This window comes from uncultured Sunxiuqinia sp., from assembly GCF_947495665.1.
Lineage (GTDB): Bacteria > Bacteroidota > Bacteroidia > Bacteroidales > Prolixibacteraceae > Sunxiuqinia > Sunxiuqinia rutila.
Genome location: NZ_CANLZV010000004.1, coordinates 131,326 through 154,445 on the forward strand (window position 1 = coordinate 131,326; position 23,120 = coordinate 154,445).

21 protein-coding genes are annotated in these 23,120 nt (G+C 44.5%); 4 read left to right on the plus strand and 17 right to left on the minus strand.

Annotation, left to right across the window (positions count from 1 at the left end; all coding sequences use genetic code 11):
- Nucleotides 1-21: 21 nt before the first annotated feature.
- Both Q1A18_RS07040 and Q1A18_RS07045 read right to left on the minus strand, forming a co-directional pair.
- The gene (locus Q1A18_RS07040; protein ID WP_299578231.1) at nt 22-663 is read right to left on the minus strand and encodes an MBL fold metallo-hydrolase; all 642 of its coding nucleotides are present in this window, start codon (nt 661-663) and stop codon (nt 22-24) included.
- Nucleotides 664-670: 7 nt separating this feature from the next.
- Complete coding sequence (locus Q1A18_RS07045) at nt 671-1,321, minus strand: protein-L-isoaspartate(D-aspartate) O-methyltransferase (RefSeq protein ID WP_299578232.1); 651 nt, start codon at nt 1,319-1,321, stop codon at nt 671-673.
- Between the two features lie 336 nt (nt 1,322-1,657).
- Here Q1A18_RS07045 and Q1A18_RS07050 point away from each other — a divergent pair, with 336 nt between their 5' ends.
- Nucleotides 1,658-3,073, plus strand: coding sequence for a sugar transferase (locus Q1A18_RS07050; protein ID WP_299578233.1), 1,416 nt, complete (start codon nt 1,658-1,660; stop codon nt 3,071-3,073).
- A 1-nt stretch (nt 3,074) separates the two neighbouring features.
- Here Q1A18_RS07050 and thpR read toward each other — a convergent pair whose 3' ends face one another.
- Complete coding sequence (thpR, locus tag Q1A18_RS07055; RefSeq protein WP_299578234.1) at nt 3,075-3,635, minus strand: RNA 2',3'-cyclic phosphodiesterase; 561 nt, start codon at nt 3,633-3,635, stop codon at nt 3,075-3,077.
- Between the two features lie 25 nt (nt 3,636-3,660).
- A complete protein-coding gene (locus Q1A18_RS07060) occupies nt 3,661-4,272 on the minus strand; it encodes a DUF4294 domain-containing protein (protein ID WP_299578235.1) in 612 nt (203 codons plus the stop codon).
- An 88-nt stretch (nt 4,273-4,360) separates the two neighbouring features.
- On the opposite strand from Q1A18_RS07060, the gene Q1A18_RS07065 reads away from it, so the two are divergent.
- On the plus strand, nt 4,361-5,632 hold the full coding sequence (locus Q1A18_RS07065; RefSeq protein ID WP_299578236.1) for an arginine deiminase family protein: 1,272 nt from the start codon (nt 4,361-4,363) through the stop codon (nt 5,630-5,632).
- A gap of 92 nt (nt 5,633-5,724) precedes the next feature.
- Nucleotides 5,725-6,255: an RNA methyltransferase gene (locus Q1A18_RS07070; RefSeq protein WP_299578237.1), complete on the plus strand. Its 531-nt coding sequence runs from the start codon at nt 5,725-5,727 to the stop codon at nt 6,253-6,255.
- Between the two features lie 84 nt (nt 6,256-6,339).
- Here the strand turns inward: Q1A18_RS07070 and Q1A18_RS07075 are convergent, their stop codons facing one another.
- The 8 genes from Q1A18_RS07075 to nagB form a co-directional block, all read right to left on the minus strand.
- Nucleotides 6,340-7,941, minus strand: a complete 1,602-nt coding sequence (locus Q1A18_RS07075) for a tetratricopeptide repeat protein (protein ID WP_299578238.1) — start codon at nt 7,939-7,941, stop codon at nt 6,340-6,342.
- Between the two features lie 246 nt (nt 7,942-8,187).
- Nucleotides 8,188-8,826, minus strand: a complete 639-nt coding sequence (locus Q1A18_RS07080; RefSeq protein ID WP_299578239.1) for a deoxynucleoside kinase — start codon at nt 8,824-8,826, stop codon at nt 8,188-8,190.
- A 147-nt stretch (nt 8,827-8,973) separates the two neighbouring features.
- The gene (locus tag Q1A18_RS07085) at nt 8,974-11,079 is read right to left on the minus strand and encodes a prolyl oligopeptidase family serine peptidase (RefSeq protein ID WP_299578240.1); all 2,106 of its coding nucleotides are present in this window, start codon (nt 11,077-11,079) and stop codon (nt 8,974-8,976) included.
- A gap of 60 nt (nt 11,080-11,139) precedes the next feature.
- Nucleotides 11,140-11,625, minus strand: coding sequence for a hypothetical protein (locus tag Q1A18_RS07090; RefSeq protein ID WP_299578241.1), 486 nt, complete (start codon nt 11,623-11,625; stop codon nt 11,140-11,142).
- 51 nt (nt 11,626-11,676) lie between these two features.
- Nucleotides 11,677-13,941 (minus strand): polyribonucleotide nucleotidyltransferase, encoded by a 2,265-nt coding sequence (gene pnp, locus Q1A18_RS07095; RefSeq protein WP_299578242.1) that lies wholly within the window; start codon nt 13,939-13,941, stop codon nt 11,677-11,679.
- 106 nt (nt 13,942-14,047) lie between these two features.
- Complete coding sequence (gene rpsO / locus Q1A18_RS07100) at nt 14,048-14,317, minus strand: 30S ribosomal protein S15 (RefSeq protein WP_299578243.1); 270 nt, start codon at nt 14,315-14,317, stop codon at nt 14,048-14,050.
- A gap of 268 nt (nt 14,318-14,585) precedes the next feature.
- Nucleotides 14,586-15,869, minus strand: a complete 1,284-nt coding sequence (locus tag Q1A18_RS07105; protein WP_299578244.1) for a DUF2851 family protein — start codon at nt 15,867-15,869, stop codon at nt 14,586-14,588.
- A 138-nt stretch (nt 15,870-16,007) separates the two neighbouring features.
- Nucleotides 16,008-16,835 (minus strand): glucosamine-6-phosphate deaminase, encoded by an 828-nt coding sequence (gene nagB / locus Q1A18_RS07110; RefSeq protein ID WP_299578245.1) that lies wholly within the window; start codon nt 16,833-16,835, stop codon nt 16,008-16,010.
- Nucleotides 16,836-17,167: 332 nt separating this feature from the next.
- Here nagB and Q1A18_RS07115 point away from each other — a divergent pair, with 332 nt between their 5' ends.
- The gene (locus tag Q1A18_RS07115) at nt 17,168-17,692 is read left to right on the plus strand and encodes a VTT domain-containing protein (RefSeq protein ID WP_299578246.1); all 525 of its coding nucleotides are present in this window, start codon (nt 17,168-17,170) and stop codon (nt 17,690-17,692) included.
- Between the two features lie 64 nt (nt 17,693-17,756).
- On the opposite strand, the gene pyrF is transcribed toward Q1A18_RS07115, so the two are convergent.
- The 5 genes from pyrF to Q1A18_RS07140 all read right to left on the minus strand — a co-directional run bounded on the left by pyrF (nt 17,757) and on the right by Q1A18_RS07140 (nt 23,001).
- Nucleotides 17,757-18,590, minus strand: coding sequence for an orotidine-5'-phosphate decarboxylase (gene pyrF / locus Q1A18_RS07120; RefSeq protein WP_299578247.1), 834 nt, complete (start codon nt 18,588-18,590; stop codon nt 17,757-17,759).
- 58 nt (nt 18,591-18,648) lie between these two features.
- On the minus strand, nt 18,649-19,734 hold the full coding sequence (prfA, locus tag Q1A18_RS07125) for a peptide chain release factor 1 (protein ID WP_299578248.1): 1,086 nt from the start codon (nt 19,732-19,734) through the stop codon (nt 18,649-18,651).
- A gap of 109 nt (nt 19,735-19,843) precedes the next feature.
- Entirely contained in the window at nt 19,844-21,010 is a 1,167-nt protein-coding gene (locus Q1A18_RS07130) for an AIR synthase related protein (protein WP_299578249.1), read from the minus strand.
- Nucleotides 21,011-21,088: 78 nt separating this feature from the next.
- Nucleotides 21,089-21,562, minus strand: a complete 474-nt coding sequence (locus tag Q1A18_RS07135; RefSeq protein ID WP_299578250.1) for an N-acetyltransferase — start codon at nt 21,560-21,562, stop codon at nt 21,089-21,091.
- Nucleotides 21,562-23,001 (minus strand): RimK family protein, encoded by a 1,440-nt coding sequence (locus Q1A18_RS07140; protein ID WP_299578251.1) that lies wholly within the window; start codon nt 22,999-23,001, stop codon nt 21,562-21,564. Before Q1A18_RS07140 ends, Q1A18_RS07135 begins: the two co-directional genes overlap by 1 nt.
- Nucleotides 23,002-23,120: the final 119 nt, after the last annotated feature.

The following is a 23,120-nucleotide window of genomic DNA, read 5'->3' on the forward strand; positions in this document are numbered from 1 at the left end:
TTTTACCCGCAACTAGTGCGTTCAGTCCACTAAAAAGGGATTGCTATTTTTCTCAAATCCAATGCTGGTTTCCGGCCCATGTCCGCTGTAAACCACCGTCTCATCCGGGAATTTGAATAACTTGTTTTTGATGTTTCCAACCAGCTGCTCAAAATTCCCTTTGGGTAAATCGGTACGGCCAATACTTCCGTAAAACAACACATCACCTACCAGCATGAATTGCTGATCGGGTTGATGCAGTACGACATGCCCCGGAGCGTGGCCCGGCACATGAATCACCTCCAACGAAGACTTCCCAAAAACAACCGGTTGCCCTTCGGTTAAGATGTGATCAGCCGGATCAACAGGTTCTACAGGTACCCCAAACCGATCTCCATGCTCGGTGATGGCTTCCACCAGAAAAGCATCTTCCTGGTGCGCATAGAACGGAATGTTATACTTACTCCGGCAATAATTAATCCCCAATATGTGGTCGAAATGGCAATGGGTATTGACCAACTTAACCGGCTTCAATTGCTTTTCCTGAATAAACTGATCCAGCTCTTGCTGCTCATAATCGAAAAAGCAACCGGCATCAACAATGATGCACTCTCCGGTTTCGTCATACAACACGTAAGTATTCTCCTGTATCGGATTAAATGTAAATTTCTTAATTTGTATCATTCGCTTATTAATTAACAGTACCCTTTAACATGGGAACAAAAACAAATGTTCCATGTTTTTCCCTTTCAAATTCTTCCTCAGAAATTCGGGTAATTTTATACATGATTTGTTTTTCGGTTGGTCCCACGGGAACCACCAACACGCCACCTACACGTAACTGCAGCAGCAAGTCTTCCGGAACATACGGCGCCCCGGCTGTAATAATGATCTTATCGAACGGCCCGTATGTTGGCAATCCTTTGTAACCATCACCATAAAAGAACTTGGGATGATAACCCAATTCGGGAAGTAACTGCTGCACTTTCAGGAAAAGTTCGCGCTGGCGCTCAATGGTAAAAACCGTAGCACCAATTTCAAGCAGCACAGCTGCTTGATAGCCACTGCCGGTTCCCACTTCCAACACTTTCTCGTTGGGTTGCACATCCAGCAGCTGGGTTTGAAAAGCAACCGTAAAAGGCTGCGAAATGGTTTGTCCGGCACCGATAGGGAACGCCTGATCCTTGTAGGCAAACTGAATAAAACTACTATCCATAAACAGGTGGCGCGGAATCTTGGCGATGGCATCAAGTACCCGTTGATCTCTAACACCCTTAATACGAATACCTTCAACTAAGCGCTTCCGCAATCCTTTATGTCTTAAACTATCGCGAGCATCCATTAGCATCCAATTTTTAGGTAAAAATACACCAAAATGACTGTAATTTGTGGCCTTAGCAGTTAACATTATCAACAAATCCCGTTGAAAAGTACTGATTTGGCCGAGTCCATCAAAATAGCCTTTTATTTCTAAACGGACGCTATAATCACCAAAAGGAATTTGCTTTCGTTCCTTGCCAGCCACAAGGCGCTCCACGCGATCCGCTGAAAGTTGATGCGATAGCAAGCATTCCGTGATGGAGAACAAGCTAAAAAGGTTAAATTAGTCCATTAATTAGCCCTGCCGCCCGTTTCAACCAAGAGGCGTAGCAGACGCAAGCAACCCAAATTTGTCTCTATGAAGGAAAAAGTACAAGTAGCCAGGTACTTATTTTTTGACTTTATCGCAGCTGCAACCAGCTGGACTTTTTTTTACGTCTACCGCAAGCGCCATATCGAACCACAGCTGTTCCAGGTTGATGTTCCGCTTGAATTGACCCAACACTTTTTCCTGGCTTTAGTGCTAATCCCTCTGTTTTGGATTTTCATCTACTATTTCTCGGGCTATTACAGCAACATTTTCCGAAAATCGCGCTTACTGGAGTTGGGACAAACGTTCCTAAGCACCTTAACCGGAGTGATCATTCTGTTTTTCTGCTTTCTGCTTGACGATTACATCAGTGGCTACCAGGACTACTATAAATTATTCGTCACCCTTTTCCTGCTCCACTTTTGTTTCACCTATCTCTTTCGGCTTATTCAAACCAGTCGAATTATACGCCGGATTCATCAGCGTGAATTCGGATTTAACACCTTGCTCATTGGAAGCAATGAAAAGGCCCTGAACATTTATCGCGAGCTAAACAGTCAGCCCAGGCCTGCCGGCTTTCAGTTTATTGGTTTCCTGACCATTGATGAGGATGATCCGCAAATACTTTCGCCAGAGCTTCCCAACTTGGGGAACTTAAATGACCTTGCCACCATTGCTGAAAAGCACAAACTGGAAGAAGTGATCATTGCCATTGAATCGTCCCAGCATGATTTGCTTGCGCCTGTTTTAACCGCCCTCCAAAATCTGAATCTGACCATCTGGGGAATTCCGGATTTATACGATTTATTATCCGGGAATACCCACAGTAGTATTATATACGGTAGCCCGCTTCTGAAAATATCCAACGGCATTTTGCCCGACTGGCAAGCCAAACTCAAGCGATTGATTGACATCAGCTTTTCCGTTCTGGCAATTCTTTTCTTCTTGCCTCCCAGCCTTATCATTGCCATCATCATCAAACTTCAAAGCAGTGGGCCGGTGCTTTATAAACAAGAACGAATTGGACGGTTTGGCAAACCGTTTACCATCTTTAAATTCCGAACCATGGTCCGGCATGCAGAAAAGAACGGCCCGGAACTATCCGGAGAAAATGATCCCCGTATCATCCCTGTCGGGCAATTTCTGAGACGAACACATCTCGATGAAATTCCCCAGTTTTTAAATGTCATTAAAGGGGAGATGTCGTTGGTCGGTCCACGTCCGGAGCGTAAGTACTTCATTGAACAGATTGTGCAACAGGCGCCACACTTCAGTCTTCTACACAAAATCCGGCCTGGAATCACCTCCTGGGGCCAAGTAAAATACGGGTACGCTTCTTCGGTTGAGCAAATGATCAAGCGGCTTCCTTACGATCTGGTATATCTGAAAAACAGGTCGATTTACATCGATTTCAAAATCTTAATTTATACCCTGATTGCCTGCTTTAAAGGTGATGGAAAGTAAACTAGCTCAACGTGTATTTTCCCAAAACATGGTATTCTGAGCCGGAAGGTGACAAATGACTCTCATACAATATCAATTCATCAGCAATCACATTTTGAATTGCTGTTTTCCCCAACTTTTCCATCGTGGCTTCAAAATACTCGACCTTATTGGGGCGTTTAAGCCGCCCCAGCGTCAGGTGCGGATTGAACTTTTTGGAAGATTCGATTCCGGCATTTTCCAGCTCCGTTCGGAGTTTTTTGGCCAACTCTACCAATATTTCGTCGGTTTGTACCCCAAGAAAAATAACCGATGGAATTCCACGGTGTCGAAAATAAGCCAATCCCCCCAGTTGAAATGAAAACGATTTGGTATGGCTGGCTACCCGACTGAGCACAGCCTTCACCTCTGCCAGTTGGTTTGCTGAAAGGTTCCCAAGAAAACGAATGGTCAGATGTTGCTTTTCCTTAGAAACCCACCGAATTCGTTCCTGCTGCAGCTCTTGCTTCAACCGCTGAACCTGCTGCAGGAGCTCCGGCTGCAGGTCTATTTTAAAGGCTATAAATACGCGTTTTGCTTCCATCCCTACCATTAAATATGCAGTTGGTTCAAATAACTCCAGCCTCAATTCTCAGAATAATTTGTTCGATTAACAGGTCTTCAATCACCGGATCATATTCCTCTTTCAGGTCGTTGCCAAACAAGCGTGCCACCCCTTGCCAGAAGAAAGCTACCAATCCCCCTTTCAAATCTTTAATCAATTCATACGAAGTATGGCCGGTTTGCCGGTCAATCAGTTTGATCAGAATCCGCCCTTCCGAAATGGTCAATTTCTTTAACTCCGACCCATATTGATCAAACAGCTCTTTTTCTACCTGTTTCACATATTTTCGTCGCTCCTTTTCGGTCGCTGCAGCCAAGTACTCCGCTTCGTATTTATCCAAAAGCTCAGCCGCTTTGGTTGCATACGGATACACTTTTTTCACCTTTCGCTCCAGCCGGTAATAGCGTTTCTCATACCGGTGGTTCTTAAACTTCAACTTCGGAAAAACAGGGATTTCTTCCAGATTCTGATGAGGCAAAGTATCCCCGTTCGACTCAACACCCTCAAGCCAATACAGCGAATCCGGCTCCTGAGCCATTCCTGCCAGAGCCAGACCAAAAAACCAAACGAATAAAATCAAACAGTTTTTCATGATACCCTGCGAAGATAATGACATGTTATTTAACTTGAAACGAATCAGGCTTGTTTCAGATTAGCTTCGGTTTAGAGTTACTATATTTGTGCAAATCTTAGAAAATGGTCACATGTCTGAAAGATTAAAAGTAAACGTAACATCAGAGTTCGGCGAACTCGAAGGCGTCATTGTGCATACCCCGGGACTGGAAGTTGAGGAAATGACCCCGGAAACAGCCAAGCGAGCCTTATACAGCGATATTCTGAACCTGGCAGTTGCCGGAAAAGAATACATGCAACTGAAGGGCGTCTTATCCAAAGCCAGTCGTTGTTTTGAAGTGAAAGACCTGCTTAGCGATGTGCTTAGTAATGATCTGGTGCGACAAAAACTGTTGCAGGAAATATGCACCGCCGAGAAAGCGCTGGACATCCTTCCGGCCTTGCTCGAAATTGACGCAAAAGAACTTGCCCGCCAGTTGATTCAGGGAGTTCCCATCAAGCGCGACAACCTGACTCGCTACCTGAGCCAGGAACGTTTTAGCCTGACTCCACTCCATAACTTTTTATTCACCCGCGACGCTTCCATGTCCTTTTGCGACGAGGTTGTTATTGGAAAAATGGCCAACAAAGTTCGCGACCGCGAGGCTTTAATCATGGAGACCATCTTCAACAACCATCCATTAATCGAAGCCCGGACCTTAAACCCCTTGAATGCTGAAGGCCTAACGCCCGGCAAAAAAATCATGATTGAAGGCGGTGATTTTCAGGTGGCGCGTGAAGATGTGCTCGTAATCGGAACCGGTATCCGAACCAGTACCGAAGGAATTGATTTTATTCTGGAAAGCATCAAGGCTAAAAAGGAGAAAATCCACCATGTCATCGTGCAGGAACTGCCCGATATGCCGGAGTCATTTATTCACCTCGATATGGTTTTCACCTTTCTGGACCGCGATGCCTGCATGGTTTACGAGCCCTTGATTTTAGGTACCAATCGTTACCACACCATTCATATTCAAATTGAAAACGGAGAAGTTTCATCCATTCAAGAAGAGAAAAACCTGCCGGAAGCGCTGAAGAAACTCGGCATGGATCTGAAACCGATTCATTGTGGTGGCAGCAAGGACATCTGGACTCAGGAACGGGAACAATGGCACAGCGGAGCCAACTTTTTCGCCATCGCCCCCGGGCAGGTTATTGGCTACGAACGCAATGTTAATACGGTGGAAGAGCTCAACAAAAATGGCTTTGAGGTCATTAAGGCCGAAGATTATATCAGCGGGAAAGCAACACTTCCGAGAAACCAGAAATGCGTGATTACCATTGCAGGCTCGGAACTGGCACGCGGTGGTGGCGGAGCGCGATGTATGAGCATGCCTTTCCGCCGAAAAGCAATTGAGTGGTAGCTCTGAGCAAAGCCATTACAAAAGCTACCGTGGTATTATTTGTGATTTAAAAATGGAGAAAACAGTCCTGTTTTCAATTTGAACTAATTTTGATGCGTAAACTACGAACAAACGAACTCGGGCGAATCAGTGCCGAAGAATACAAAAAGACAGAAAAGACGCCCTTGGTGATTGTACTGGACAATATTCGCAGCTGCAACAACATCGGCTCAGTATTTCGAACATCCGATGCCCTGCTGATTGAAGCAGTGCACTTATGCGGCATTACAGCTACCCCACCCAACAAAGAAATTCATAAAACAGCTTTGGATGCCGAAAAATCGGTTCCTTGGACTTATTTTGAAAAGACCGAAGATTCCATTCAGCAACTAAAAGAAGAAGGCTACCGCATATTTGCTTTGGAACAGGTCGAAAACAGCATCATGCTTCCGGATTTTGAGGTAAAGAAAGACGACCGCTTAGCGCTGGTCTTTGGCAATGAAGTAAAAGGGGTACAGCAACAAGTCATTAACCAGTGTGATGGCGCCATTGAGATTCCTCAGTTTGGAATCAAGCATTCCTTCAATGTCTCGGTTAGCGCCGGCATTGTGATGTGGGACCTGTTTAAAAAGTTCCGCTACTAATTGAATTCCATTTCAGAAAAGACATAAAAAAAGCGACTTCAAATGAAGTCGCTTTTTTTAGCTCATCGATCTTGATCGATGTTATTATTTTACAATTCCTTGAAATTTAGCGTCATCCCAGTATTTAGCAAATTCTAAATCTGTAGCTGCTTTTTCTTTCAATTCAGGTTTCATATCAACTGCTTTTTCAAGGCTTTCGTACATCAGGTTTTCTTTAGCTGTACGAGCACCAACAACTGCTTTGAAGTATTCTTTCATGTAGCAGCCTTCCCAAGTGCAGTTCTCCAATGATTTCAACGCACCATTGTTATCACCAGCCAGGATTTTAGCCAAACCTACGTTTGGAGAATCGCTGTCGCCAAACAATTGAACGGCTTTGTCATACTCACCTTTTTTCAGGGCAACAATTCCTAAGTTGTAGTTAACTTCTTCGCCAGCACCTGAAGCAGCACCGAATAAAGCTTCCGCTTTGTCCAAGTCACCTTGACGTAAAGCAACAGTTCCTAAGTTGTTTTTGATGATTGGCTCATTGCTAGCCAAGCTTTCTGCTTTTTCGAACAATGGTTTAGCCTCATCGTATTTTCCTTGCTGAGCCAAGATCATACCAGCGTTGTTATGACCTCTCCAGTCTTTAGGATAAACTTTGATGAATGAATTGTAGATAGCCAATTTTTTGTTTTGGTCAGCTGTCAAAGTAGCAGCATAAAGCAATTCAGCTGGGTTCAATGAAGCTGGGTCAGAATCAGCCAAAGCGGCGATTTCTTCGTCCGTTTTACCAATCAGGTCAACGTTGGCAGAAATTTTAGCACGACGCAATTTTGGAAGAATCTCGTCAGCAACAACTGTAAAGGCTTCAGACAAGTTTCTGATTTCACGCTCACGTACTTCAGGATCTGAGTACATTGAAAGAACACGCAAGATCAATTCTTTATCCTGGATGTTAGATTTTTCCATCATTTCCTGGAAACCTTCCCAGTCTTCCGGAGTGAATTTTGTTTTCAATTCAGCTTCCACTTTTTCTTTTTTCAATTCTCTGGCAACAACTTTGTTTGAAGAGTTTTCACGTTGCTCAGACAATTTTGTGTTCCAATCCAACTCACCATCAGGAGAAGCATAAGCTGAAACTTCAACATTTTTCAACTCTTTGCGCTCAGCCTCGAAAGCGTCTTTCGCGTAAGCATACAATTCTTTTACATCTTCGCTTTTCAATTCAGTTCCACGAACATAAGAGCTGTTGATTAAGTAGTGAATGTCAGCTACGTACTGATCTGGCACAATGCGTTGGAATGCATCGATGTTTGGATCGTAAACACCTGTTGTGTTTTTCTCACGCTGAATACCAATGATTGGCATGGGGTAGTTAATGGCCATTTCTGAAGTTGACAACACACCGTCAGCCACTTTGATCGGCTCGAAATCCAAACTCTTAGATCCTTTTGAAGCAGTAATACGAATTTCAAGATCAGAAACACGCATGTCATCATCATAAGCTACCGCATCTTTGTATGAAAAGTTTCCACCAGCATAGCTAATCACTTTATTGTTGGCGTCTACTTTTTCCCCTTGAAGAGTTACTGATTCGAATGCAGTTTCACCACCGTCATATTTCAAGACCGGAGTCGCTACAATTGTGGCTTTTTTGTTGAAATATTTTGCCGGGAAACGGCCATCAATAGCAACATCCACATCGCCACCGTTGGCTTCTAAAATTTCCGGAGTTACTTTGAAGTTAATGTCATCTGCATTCTTTTTCATCTTCTTAAGGCTGGAGCAGCCTGCAAAAAGCACTGCAGCCAAAACAAAAAAGGATAGAGTTTTTAAACTAAGTTTTTTCATGTCGACAGTATTAGAATATTTAATTTTGAATTAATTCGGTACTTGTACACAAAAATAGCAATGTTTTGACGAAATAAAAGCATTGTTCGAACTTTTTTAATCCATTAAAACCCTGTTAATCCCACTGGAATAGTCGGTTTCAAAAATAACGGAAAGCAGTTGGCGAAAATGAGTTTCATCATGCACAAAATCAATATTATTCGTATCAATTACCAGAATTGGAAAATCATTTTGTTGCTTAAAAAAACGGAAATATCCCTGACGGATTTGCTCCAGGTAAGCCGGATCCATATTCTGCTCGTAAGCCCGTCCTCTTTTTTCAATATTGCTTAGCAGTTTTTCAACATCAGCATGTAAATATACGTAAAGATCAGGCTTGGGCAACTTGTCGTAGATGATGTTAAAAAAACGTTGATACAACACATACTCATCGGGTGACAGGGTGGTTTGGGCAAAAATCAGCGATTTCATAAAGTAATAGTCCGAAACAAGGAACGAGCTGAAAAGCTCAAACTCACGAATGTTGTTTTTCAACTGGTTGTAGCGGTCAGCTAAAAACGACATTTCCAGCGGAAAGGCAAACTTCTCACGCTCGTTGTAAAATTTGGGCAGAAACGGATTGTTATCAAAGCCTTCCAATACAGTTCGGGCTTCAAATTCCTCGGCAATCTTATTGACCAGAGTTGTTTTCCCCGAGCCAATATTTCCTTCTATGACTAAATAATTGATTTTCATATCAAAAAAAATCCCGGAAGTTTCATCTCTTCCGGGACATAAAAATACAATAATTTCCTGTTGATTGGCAAGATCTCTTGCCTCATCTGCTGATGGTGAATAACGATTTCAGCCCAAAGCTGATGATAGTATGTATTCGGTGAGTGTTTACATCCTCATACCCAGATGGAAAAACAGAAATGACCAAACATCAGTATATTCTTCAATCACTTTGGCGGTGGGCTTACCTGCTCCATGCCCGGCTTTGGTGTCAATCCGAATCAAGGTAGGCTGCGATCCGCTGTGCCGTTCCTGCAAGCGGGCAATGTATTTAAAGGAATGTGCCGGCACCACGCGATCATCATGATCTGCTGTGGTTACCAAAACCGCCGGATAGTCAACATCTTCGCGGATGTTGTGATAAGGTGAATAGCCGTAGAGGTACTCAAACATTTCCTTGCTGTCTTCGCTGGTTCCGTAGTCGCCGGCCCAGGCCCAACCAATGGTAAACTGATGAAACCGAAGCATGTCCATCACGCCAACTGCAGGAAGGCCTACCCGAAACAACTCAGGACGTTGATTAATAACCGCGCCCACCAATAAGCCTCCGTTCGATCCACCCATCAGGGCCAGCTTCTCACTCGAAGTATAATTTTCGGCAATCAGGTATTCAGCTGCAGCAATGCAATCGTCAAATACGTTTTGCTTATTCAACTTGGTGCCGGCCTGGTGCCAGTCTTCACCGTACTCACCGCCACCCCGCAGGTTAGCCACCACATATATTCCGCCATTGTCAATAAAAACCATGCGGGTGGTAGAGAAAGAAGGTGTTAAACTGACGTTGAATCCACCATAACCATATAACAAAGTGGGATTTGTTCCATCGAGCTTAAGACCTTTTTTATGCACAATAAACATCGGCACACGCGTCCCGTCTTTCGAAGTGAAAAACTCTTGCTTGACAATAAAGTCACCCGGATTAAACTTCACCTCAGGGCGATAAAACAGCGAAGACTCCTGGGTTTCAATATCAAACTGATAGATCTCGCCCGGTGTATTGTAGGATGAGTAGCTGTAAAAAGCTTCCGGCTCTTCCTTCTTTCCCGAAAACTGGCCGACACTTCCAAGCCCGGGTAGTTCAATCTCATACTCCAAAGCGCCATCGTAGTCATAAACTTCCACCACGCTGTGGGCATCTTTCATGTATTCGGCCACGATCCGGCCACCAACAAAACTAACGGTCTGCAGCACCTCGTCTTTCTCCGGAATGGTTTCAACCCAATTTTCCTCTTCCGGATGCTTCACATCAATCTTCACCAACCGGTACTTCGGAGCTTTATAGTTGGTCCGAACAAACAGGTTGTCACCTACATTATCCTGAACATGAAACTCATAATCCAGCCGGTCCATTAACGAAACATACTCGGCATTTGTACGGGTTAAATCTTTCACCGACAAGGCATTTCCATGCGAAGCCTCACTTACCGACACCAGCAAGAAACGCTTATCTTCAGTAACTTCGGCACCAAACATGCGCTTAGGCTTATCCTGATCTTCCATGATCAGCTGATCCTCAGCCTGCGATGTTCCAAGCTGATGATAGTAAATCTTCTGATATTGATTGGACTCTGACAGTTCAGTCCCTTCCTCTGGCCGGTCATAGGCACTATAATAGAACCCATTGTTGTACCAAGCCAAACCGGAAAACTTCACCCATTGGATATGGTCGTCAAGCAACTTCCCAGTTTCTAGATCCTTCACGAAAATTTCATTCCAGTCAGAGCCTGACTTGGCCACCATGTAAACCAGGTATCGCCCATCTTCCGAAAGTTCGACTCCCGACAAGGCGATGGTGCCGTCCTCCGAAAAGGTATTGGGATCAAGAATGACTTCCGCTTCCTCGCCCAGCTTTTCCGTACCATACAGAACATTTTGATTTTGAAGCCCATTGTTTTTGAAATAAAAATATTTTCCGGCTCTTTTAAACGGGGTACCGTGTTTCGGGTAGTCCATCAAATCGGTTAGCTGTGCCTTAATTTCTTCCCGGTATGGAAGTGATTCCAGGTAATTAAAGGTCACCTTGTTTTGTTTTTCAACCCATGCGGCTGTTTCGGCTGAGTTATCATCTTCCAGCCAGCGGTAAGGGTCAGTCACTTCCGTACCAAAGTAGGTATCTTTCACCTCCTCTTTGGCAGTTTCCGGATAAGGTATTGTGGATTGGTTTGTACAGGAACTCATCAATACAAAAACGAATAAGTATAAGCTATTCTTCATGATCGGATATATTTGTTTTGCAAAAACTAAAACCTATCCGTATTCAGCTCTGGTAAATAATTACAATATTTTATTTTCGGATCGAATTCGCGCGTCTTTCCGATTGCCAACCAACTGGCCTGCCAGTAAGCCAAAAACAAGGCCAGGGATAAGAAAAAACCAGCGATCGGTAGCGGGAAACAGCAGGCTAAGCAGGAAACCAATTACGCCGGCCACTACAATAAAGTAAAAGCTGCATGAATAAGTATAGAAATAAGGCGGATAAAAGCCATGCTCTTTTTTCAGATGGCGAGCCAGCTTATCAATGTGCTTGTCGTAGCTACGTCGTTCTTTGCCAATTTGCGTAACAGCCTGCTTGATCGATGCCGATTGCTCTTCGATTTCCGGCTTTAACTGCTTACAGTGCGGACAACCATCCGAGAACTCATCAATCCGGCTAAGCATGCGAAGGTATTCGGCAACTCGCATAAAACGCAAATCACTTGCTTTGGTTCCTTCCAGCTCCTGCTCAACATGAGCGGTTAATCTCTGACTCCATTCTTTCATAATAGAAGAAAAAAAATGCCCGACAAGCGGGCATCTATTTATAAACTAGTATTAGTCTCTGTTTTCTCTTGGCGGACGACGATCACCCCGGTTGTCGCGGTTTCCTCTTCCGTCCCGACGGTCACCTCCATCACGGCGTGGCGGACGACGATCGCCTCCACGGTCGCTACGTTCGCGCTCCACATAACCTTCCGGTTTTGGAAGTAATGCTTTGCGAGAAAGTTTCAGTTTCCCATCGCGGTCAATATCCAGCAGTTTCACTTCTACCTCATCACCCACTTTCAAGGCGTCTTCCACATTGGTCAAACGCTCCCAGGTAATTTCAGAAATATGAAGCAAGCCTTCTTTGCCCGGCATAATTTCAATAAAAGCTCCAAAAGTGGTGATATTCTTCACCTTACCTTTGTAAGTTTCTCCTTTTTCAGGTAGTGCAATAATTCGTTTTACGCGCTCTTTAGCAGCTTCCAACGCATCTTTATTCAATCCTGAAATTTCAACCCAACCAAAATCATCGCGTTCTTCAATCACAATCACCGTGTTGGTTTCTTCCTGCATTTGCTGGATATTCTTACCTCCAGGTCCAATGATTGGTCCAATCATTTCCTTCGGAATCTGAATGGTTTCAACGCGTGGTACATTTGGTTTGTATTCGGCACGTGGCTCAGGAATAACCTCAAGGATTTTTCCAAGAATATGCTCGCGGCCTTTTTTGGCTTGATGCAAGGCTTGTGTCAGAACTTCATACGAAAGTCCGTCTACTTTGATATCCATTTGAGTAGCCGTAATACCTTTTTCGGTTCCGGTTACTTTGAAGTCCATATCACCCAAGTGATCCTCATCACCCAAGATGTCAGAAAGAACGGCAAATTTACCTGATTCCTTATCTGAAATCAATCCCATGGCAATACCTGAAACCGGACGTTTCATGTTCATACCGGCATCCAACATACACATTGTTCCGGCACACACAGTAGCCATAGACGATGATCCGTTTGACTCCAGAATATCAGAAACAACGCGCACCACATAAGGGAAATCCTGAGGGATCATGCGTTTCAGGGCACGGAATGCCAGGTTACCGTGACCAATTTCACGACGACCCAGTCCGCGAGGTGTTTTTGCTTCACCTACACAGAAAGGAGGGAAGTTGTAATGCAACAGGAATTTTTCGGTTCCCTGGAAAGTTACATTATCAATCTTCTTAATGTCCATTTTTGTTCCCAAAGTAATGGATGAAAGCGATTGGGTTTCGCCACGGGTAAAGATGGCTGAGCCATGTGCACCTGGCAAGTAATCCACTTCACCCCAAATTGGGCGAATTTCGTCTGTTTTACGACCATCCAGACGAATACCTTCATCCAAAATCATGCGACGCATGGCCTCGCCTTCCACTTTGTGGAAATAGCGACGGATTAGTTTTTCGTCCTGTACCAAGTCAATTTCTTCATTCTCAGCATTGGCTTCCAAGTAAGCTTCTACGTAGTCATCCACAATCTTTGCAAACGACTCAATACGAACTTGCTTGTCAGTAATTTGCTGCTTGGCAACATCATAACAAGGCTGAAACAAATCAGCCTCTACTTTGGCTTTCAGCTCCTCGTTGTTTACTTCGTGACAATACTCACGTTTCACAACACCTACTTCAGCGGCTAATTCTTCCTGTACTTTACAATGAACTTTAATGGCATCGTGAGCAACTTTAATGGCTTCCAGCATCTCTTCTTCCGAGACTTCATCCATTTCACCCTCTACCATCATAATATTATCGTAGGTAGCTGCCACCATAATATCGATGTCAGCTTCGTCCAACTGAGCGCTGCTAGGGTTAACAATCAATTCTCCGGCAACACGGGCTACGCGCACTTCAGAGATTGGTGCTTCAAAAGGTACGTCAGAAACGGCAATGGCAGCAGACGCAGCCAGCCCGGCCAATGAGTCGGCCATGACGTTTTCATCGTAGGAAATCAAGCTGATCATCACGGCTGTTTCAGCGTGGTAATCAGAAGGGAATAGCGGACGAAGAGCACGGTCAACCAAGCGGGCAACCAAGATTTCATCGTCACTTGGGCGAGCTTCACGTTTTAGAAATCCACCGGGGAAACGACCTGCAGCCGAGAATTTTTCACGGTAATCAACCGAAACAGGCATGAAGTCAACATCTTCTTTAGCTTCTTTGGCTGAAACCACCGTGGCCAGCAACATGGTGTCACCCATTCTAACGACAACTGCACCATCAGCTTGCTTTGCCAAACGACCCGTTTCAATCGAAATGGTCCGGCCATCGCCAAGGTCAATCGTTTTAATAATTTGATTCATAATCAATTTTTCAGATAAAATTTAACAATACGAACTAAGTCGAATGGTGGTGGGGATTTCAAAAATAAGAAAAGGCAATAACTTTATTGCCTTTTCTTTTGTAAAATTATCGACGTAATTTCAATTCTTTAATAATCGCACGATATCTTTCGATATCTTTATTTTTCAAGTAGTCAAGCAAGTTACGACGCTTACCTACCAAACGAACCAAGGCACGCTGTGTACTATAGTCCTTTTTGTTTTTCTTCAGGTGTTCGGTTAAGTGAGAAATACGGAAAGAGAACAAGGCGATTTGTCCTTCTGCAGTACCCGTATCTTCTGCGTTTTTACCAAATTTTTTGAAAAACTCTTTTTTTGTTTCTGAAGTTAAATACATTTTTTCTTTTTTAAATTGTGATACAATTTTTAAACCGCTGCATCGCTTTCAATTACAACCGCTTAAAATTAATTCCAAAAAACTTCCGCAAAAGTAATGAATATTCTTTGATTATCAATCCCAAAGATTGATTTTTCAGCCAAAAGAGTGCCTCATTCTGAATTGTTTGAAATCCGAGTCCACTTTCTGCAGCAGGCTGCCCTGCCTGCTATCAGCCCAACCGTCAAATGACAGTAAATCTTTCAGCCAGGCCCCATGTTCCTTACATCTATTTTTGCTCAAACGCATGATTAACGAGCTTCACACCCAAATGACACTGCAAGCAACGCTTTGGAGTGCAATAGCCATTTTTCAATTGAATCAAAGCCTGGCTGTCAAAAGCAGACCGAACCGATACTCCCAATTCTTTCCAGTTCGAAATAATGGAATTGCTTTCGGCCGGTAGTTTCTCCAAAAACTGCAGAGCCCTGTCTTTCAAGTATTGCCGGTTGTGGTATTCGCCATAAACGAACAAGAAAGGCACGACCGTATTGATTAAGATGTTTTGAAAGGCAGCATCGCCCAATAGCTTAGGTCGGTTGCCCGATTCTTTGTTGAAACGATAATGGGTATCCCAATAGCCCGAAGCCTGAACCCGAAACAATTCACGGATTTCATGCAAATTATCCTTTTCAACCAAATTCGAAAACAAAGCCGAAGAGTGGTGCACCAAGGCGGCAAACTGTGCCAGCCGAACCGTCGGAAAATTGACCGGACGCAATCGTAAAAATTTCCAGAGATGAGCTTCAATGGGCTTTAATCGGTACTTTTTATACAAAAACCCGTATTCTTTCTGTAAGGCCAGAAAGTAATCGTCCCCCAACAACTGTTCGTTCAACAAGCCGGCATTTCCAAACAGTAAGGCTTCCAACTGAAACAGGTCATTCTTATGCTTCGCCAAAGTTTGAACCGGTAAAGCCCGGGCCAGCAGCTCAAACGGCAGGGCATTGGTTTTCAAGCCAAAATTACGCGCCAGAAACAGGTAAAAGGTTTCGTTCCAATCGTTCTTGTTAAGTGTCAGCTGGTCAACAATAGCCCGTGTTTTTTGCTGCAAGCGCTCCACCATCAGCCCATGAAACCAAATTTGCAAAGCCATAGAATCTATTTCATGAAAACGGTCGGCACACGCAATCCAACGATCAGATTTCAGCAATTTTTGATAATTCTCTTCCAGGTAAGATGGATACTGAAGCACCAGACTTGGAACCTCTTCGCCTGCTGAGGTTTTCACTTCTACATTGTTTTCGCGCACCACATGCAACACCACGTTGTCATAAGCGGCATCCTTTTCATGCTGGTGCAGGTACCAATCCGATGCTTTTTGATGAATCTCAACATTGCCGGCCCAGGTTGTTTCACCAATCTTAACCCGCGCGTTAAAGAAATCGGGACCAGCATCGGTATTCGGCTGCCCGGGATGAACCACCTCGACCACTTCCCCATCTTCGGTCTTTAAATTACCCGCCCTAAATAACCGGTGCTTCCATATAAACTGAAGAAAAGCCTCGTTCATAATGACTTATTTTCCACTAAAGTTATGAAAAATATGAGTTACTGACAGCCTGTTGTACAAAACAAAAAGGACGACTGCCATCCCCTTTAACCGGGTAATTGCAATCGTCCTTTCAATGCGCTATTGGCTGGGGTCAGGCTACCAAACCAAATCTGAAGCGGCTAATTTATCCGCGTCCAAATTATCTGCTTCAATTGATTTGAAATGCTTGTAAGTACCCACTTTCAGTTCATAAGTTGCCTGCTCGTCACAAACAATCATTCCTTTGGGGTGCAGTTGCAGCGCGCTGATGGTCCACATGTGGTTCACTCCTTCTTCAACAGCATGGCGTAAAGCTCTTGCTTTCGACAGACCATTCACAATAATTACCACTTCTCTGGCATCCAGGACAGTTCCAACACCAACGGTCAGTGAGCTTTTAGGCACCTTATTTACGTCATTGTCAAAAAAGCGTGAGTTGGCCACCATGGTATCGTAGTTCAACTCTTTGTCGCGTGTGCGAGATACCAACGATGAACCAGGCTCATTAAAAGCAATGTGTCCGTCAGCACCAATTCCACCTAAAAACAAATCAATTCCACCAACCGATTTAATTTTATCCTCGTAACGTTGGCATTCTGCTTTCACATCCGAGACATTGCCATTCAGAATGTTAACATTCTTTTCCTGAATATCGATATGTGAAAAGAAATTATCCCACATAAACGAGTGGTAACTCTGAGGGTGATCTTTAGGAATTCCCACGTATTCATCCATATTGAAGGTCACCACATTTTTAAAGCTCACTTTTCCGGCTTTATGCAAGGCAATTAACTCTTCGTAAGTTGCCAATGGAGAGGACCCTGTTGGTAAGCCCAGGACAAATGGTTTTTCTTCGGTAGCATTGGCTAACTGAATTCTTCGCGCGATGTAGTTGGCCACCCAACGTGACGCAACCTGATGTGTTTCTTGAATAATTAATCTCACGTTATTTCATGTTTTAATGTGAATAGTTCTATTATACGGCTAATTGCTTCCCGGCTTTAAGAAGGGTTTAAACTTCCAGAGGCAAACCGCTTACACAGCCTTTGACAGAGCAAAATGCAAAGCTACAATTTTTACCATTAAAGCCTCCATTGCCAAGCCGAATTAACTGTTTACTAACACTCGTGTCGTTTTAAAGCACTCCCGAACAAATCAAAAATCAAACTCACTTGCTAAATTTTCATTTTTGGAACATCATTCTACAGAAAAGGGCAACACAAAGCATGTATTTATGACAAAAAGCTGGTAAATTTATTCTGAAAGGAATGAATGCCATGAACAGGTCCTACTTCAAACTGAAACAAATACTGCCTTTCCTGATTCTGGCAGCACTGGCTGTAACCATTGTTTCACTTACAGTTGGAAAGGAAATATACGGACATCGCGAACACAACCTGCTGTCCTTTGGCGTGGTTAACTTTTCAGGCTATTTGTTCTTCTTAGTCATGCCGGTAGAGCTGGCGTTTATTTACTACCTCACCTCGGGTATGGATGTAATGCTGCTGAACCTGCTGGCAATAAGTACAGCACTGGCCGCACAGGTCATTGATTATTACATCGGGCGTTTCTTTAGCGGGCGCATCATCGACCAGCTGATTGGTCGCCACCGGTATGAAAAAGCCAAAGAGGAGATCCGAAGATATGGCAACATCACCATTTTTGTTTTCAACCTGCTGCCACTTTCCTCCCCGGTTATTTTACTGGCCGCCGGCATGCTCAAGCATAACCTGAAAGAAACGCTTTTCTACAGTTTGCTGGGCTTGTTTTTGAAATACCTGCTGATCAGCCTCATTTTTTAACGGCATAAAAAAACCCGAAGCAGATTCGGCACTTCGGGTTGATTTTATCTTATGCGAAAAGCGCTTACAACAACTCTGCTTCCAGCAACAATTCTTCCATATCAACCTGCACATCCATCGCGGCTTCGCGGGCTTTTTCAGCAAAGTCCGTATCATTCGAAGCATAAATAATTCCACGCGATGAGTTAACCAACAGGCCACACTGGTCATTCATGCCGTATTTGGCTACTTCTTCCAGGCTACCTCCTTGTGCACCAACACCAGGAACCAATAAAAAATGATCAGGCACAATGGCCCGAATTTCTTCCAGTTTCTCAGCCTTAGTAGCTCCAACCACATACATCATGTTATCGGTATCGCCCCATTGCTGCGATGTTTTCAAGACCGTTTCGAACAGCATTTCGCCATTGGCCTCATTTTTCAGAAACTGAAAATCGAAAGCACCTTTGTTTGAAGTCAGTGCCAACAGAATAACCCACTTATCCAGGTAAGTCATGAATGGCTTCACCGAATCTTCGCCCATATAGGGAGCAACGGTTACCGCATCAAAGTCCATCCGATCAAAAAATGCCCGAGCATACAAGTTCGAGGTGTTTCCAATATCGCCCCGTTTGGCATCGGCAATAATAAATTGCTCCGGATATTTTTCACGAATGTAGTGCACCGTTTTCTCCAGGCTTTCCCAACCGGTAACACCCAAACTTTCGTAGAAAGCCAAGTTGGGTTTATAAGCCACACAAAGATCCTGCGTAGCATCAATAATTTCTTTATTGAAAGCAAAGATCGGGTCAGAAGTTTCTTTCAGGTGTGCAGGAATTTTCAGGATATCAGAATCCAGGCCCACACATAAAAAACTTCTTTTTTTTCTGATCTGTTCAAATAATTGTTCGCGGTTCATGTTTATGCTGTTTTAACAAAGGGGTGACCCAAAGCCACCCCCTCACTAATATTTTAATTTAAATTTCTGCTTCTTTCAGTCGTTCTGAATTTTCTTCGACCATCAGCTTTTCGATAATCTCATCGATGTCGCCATTGATAATAGCCTGCAAATTATAAAGCGTCAGGTTGATGCGGTGATCGGTTACCCGGCCTTGTGGCCAGTTGTAGGTCCGAATTTTAGCTGAACGGTCGCCGGTTGACACCATGGTTTTCCGTTTCGAAGCAATCTCATCCAGGTATTTCTGGTGCTCCATGTTGTAAATACGGGTCCGCAGTTCGGCCATCGCTTTATCCAGGTTTTTAAGCTTCGATTTTTGATCCTGGCACTGCACCACAATTCCGGTCGGAATGTGTGTCAGACGAATGGCCGAATAAGTGGTGTTCACCGACTGTCCACCCGGACCTGACGAACAGAACTCATCACGACGAATGTCTTCGTTTCGCAGTTCAATATCGAACTCTTCCGCTTCAGGAAGCACCGCTACCGAAGCAGCCGAGGTGTGCACACGCCCCTGTGTTTCCGTCTGAGGAACACGTTGTACCCGGTGTACGCCTGATTCATATTTCAGCACACCATAAACGCCTTCGCCCGTAACGGTTGCTACAATTTCCTTGTATCCGCCCGAGGTACCTTCATTCACGGTAGTCACTTCCATGCGCCAGCCCTTTTTCTCGCAATACTTCGAGTACATGCGGTACAGGTCGCCGGCAAAAATACTGGCTTCATCACCACCAGCTCCTGCGCGAATCTCCAAAATGGCATTCTTGCTATCTTCCGGATCAGCCGGAACCAGCAAGAGTTTTATTTCTTTTTCTTTGGCCGGAAGCAGCTCTTCGCTGGCTTCAATTTCTTCGCGGGCCATTTCGCGGATTTCTTCATCCGTTTCCTGTGCCAGCATTTCTTTACCCGATTCGATATTATCCACCAGGCTACGGAATTCTTTAAAGGCTTTCACCAAAGATTCCAGCCGCTTGTATTCCTGGCTTAGTTTCACGTATCGCTTCATGTCAGCCATTACCGACGGATCGGTAATCTGTTGGCCTACTTCATCCAGCCGATGCTGAATGGCTTGGTACTTTTCTAATATTGAATGGTCTGCCATATTTTATATTCCAAATTCCAAGTTTAAAAATCCATCATCAAAAACGATTGAACTGCTACAAAAGCCTTGACTTTTGCGGTTCCGAATTGCTTCCATAAAGCAATCAGAGCTAGTACTCAAAGGTTCCGAACTCGGATTCGATCGTTAGTTTTTTCCCTTCGCAAGCCTCAACCCGACCAACAATCTGCGCATCAATGTTAAATGATTTTGATATTTCAATGATTGATTCTGCAAACTCCGGTTTCAGGTAAATTTCCATACGGTGCCCCATGTTAAATACTTTGTACATTTCGGACCACTCGGTTTTTGATTCTTCCTGAATCAATTTAAACAACGGAGGAACAGGGAAAAGGTTATTTTTAATTACATGCACCTGATCTACAAAGTGCAGCACTTTGGTTTGCGCACCGCCCGAGCAGTGCACCATGCCATGAATATCAGCGCGGTGATGATCCAAAATTTTCTTGATCACCGGCGCATAAGTCCGTGTTGGAGAAAGCACCAGTTTCCCGGCATCCAGGCCAAGGTTGTCAATGGCATCGGTTAGCTTTTTGCTACCGGAATAAACCAAATCAGCCGGAACTTCCGAGTCAAAACTTTCCGGATATTTCTGGGCCAGGTAGTTGGCAAATACATCGTGACGAGCCGAAGTCAGTCCATTGCTGCCCATCCCGCCATTGTATTCCTTTTCGTAAGTGGCCTGACCAAAAGAAGCCAGTCCAACAATCACATCGCCCGGCTGAATGTTATCGGCCGAAATCACATCTTCGCGCTTCATCCGGCAAGTTACCGTTGAATCAACAATGATGGTGCGTACCAGGTCGCCCACATCAGCTGTTTCGCCGCCTGTAGGATAAACCCCAACGCCCATTTCCTGCAACTCTTTGCACAGTTCATCGGTTCCGTTGATGATGGCTGCAATAACTTCGCCTGTAATTTTATTCTTGTTCCGACCAATGGTTGACGACAACAGGATATTGTCGGTTGCACCCACACACAGCAGGTCGTCAATATTCATAATCAGAGCATCCTGCGCAATGCCTTTCCACACCGACACATCGCCGGTTTCTTTCCAGTACATGTACGCTAAGGAAGATTTGGTACCAGCACCGTCAGCGTGCATAATGTTACACCACGCCGGATCGCCGCCCAGCACATCGGGAATAATTTTGCAAAATGCGTTTGGAAACAATCCCTTGTCAATATTTTTAATGGCCTGATGGACATCTTCTTTCGATGCGGAAACGCCCCGCGCCATGTACCTGTTATCGCTCATAAAATCAGTCTGTATTTTCAGGCCACAAAGTTAATATTTTTAGGCGATTCTGAAATTAGTAATTTGAAGGTATTCGCATTAATCTCCAGCAAGCGAGGAAAGCGTCTGTCGCATCAGCAAGGCATCGCTGCCATCCTGGTAATAGTTTTTCCGTCTGCCAGTATGCTCAAATCCCCAGTTTCGATACAGCTGAATGGCCCCAGTATTGTGTTCGCTCACTTCCAAAAACAGGAATATTTTCCCACTCTCTTGCGCCACCTGAACCGCTTTCTCCAACAAGCGCCGGGCATATTGCTTCCCCCGGAACGCAGGAGCCACAGCCAAAGAGTAAACCCGCAAACCCAGGCTATTCTTTCGTTTGAGCAGAACGATAAAACCAGCGATCTGACTTTGCTCGGTCAGCACCAAAAAATCGCCGGAAGCACGGCTTAGCAGATAGAGTATCTGGCGGCGCGAAAAGCATTCGGCAGCAAAACACACTTGCTCCAACCGAACAAGCTCATCCAGATCGGTCTTTACAGCAAGCCTTATGGTATACTCACTTGCTTTCATTAGCGGCGTTTTTGTTCCAGCCGGTCTAAAAACTCACGCAGAATCAGGCGATACAACTCATCGCCCAGGATAGCATCTTCTACGCCCTGATCAATCGAAGGATTGTCGTTGACTTCAATCACTACCGACCGACCATCAATTTCTTTTAAGTCGACCCCATACAAACCTTTTCCAATCAGCGAGGCTGCTTTTACAGCATTCCGAACCACATGCTTGGGAACCTTGCCGATGGGTACCGACTCAAAAGCACCCGAGCGCGTTTTACCATTATCCTGGTGGTTGTAAATTTGCCAGTGTCCCCGTGCCATAAAATACTTGCAGGCATACAGCGCCTCGCCATTCAACAAGCCAATGCGCCAGTCGAAACGGGTTGGCATAAATTCCTGGGCCAGAAATACCGAAGACTTTTCTGACAACAGTTCCAGTGCCTTGCCGTATTCCTCTTCGTTGCTCACTTTATGCATGCCAACAGAAAAAGAGCCATCCGGCACTTTCAATACGATGGGGTTTCCAAGAGCCGTTTCAAGCTCATCAAAAGCAATGAGGTTATTCTTAAAAATCAGTTTGGACTTGGGCGTTGGAACACCCTCCCGCTCCAGTAGTTCTTTCAGGTACACTTTGTTGGTACACCGAATAATGGACAGCGGATCGTCGATAACCACCATATCGGCCTGCCGTGCCTGCTGAGCCAGCCGATAAGTCAGGTGATTGAGCGCTGTGGTTTGTCGAATAAACAAAGCATCAAACTCAAGCAAGCGAATCGTGTCCTCTTCCGTAATCAGTTCGGCATTGATGTTCATTTTCCGGGCTTGCGACAAAAACTTATTCAAGGCCCCTTTATTACTGGGCGGCAACTGCTCTTCCGGATCGTGCAAAATGGCCAGATCAAAGCGGGAAGATTTGTGCGAGCGCGGCTGACGCCAGACTTTCTTATTGAATCTATCCAAAGCCTGAGCAAACAAATCCTGCTGCTCATCACTCAACTCATTCAAACTTAAAGGACGGATGGAGTCAATCTGGTTTTTGGCGCGGTTAACAAAGCATACCCGCAAAATGGGGCTTGGCAGCTGCTCAAAAACAAAATGAGCCACCTTGCTCATTTCCGGAACATTGCAGCTCCCAAAGTAAATATCAAGGGGCACCAATTCCTGCTCTGGCTGATTCAGGGATTGAATCCAGCGGTAGGTAATTTTCTGCAGGTTGTCATCCAAACGGGCAATAGCACCACTTTCCATCCGGTTCAACACATCCACATCGGGCAACACTTTATGCCCGCGGGCCTGAGCCAGCAGCGAACAATAATAGCCTTCGGAGTGGTACTGAAGCTTCTCGCAAAGGTTTATCACCAGCAGATTCTTCTTACTTAAATGTTCATTTTGCAGATAATCTGCCGCAGTGGTAATGGCTTCCGTTTCGTAGTAAGGTTTCCATTGCGTCACTGAATCCAATAATATTAAGGTGGACTGCATGCGTTATTTTAGTCAAAAAAAATAAGGTTAACGGATTAAAATCCGGCGGACATCAAATGCCGCCAATCACTCTCTGCCCAAAGGCAACC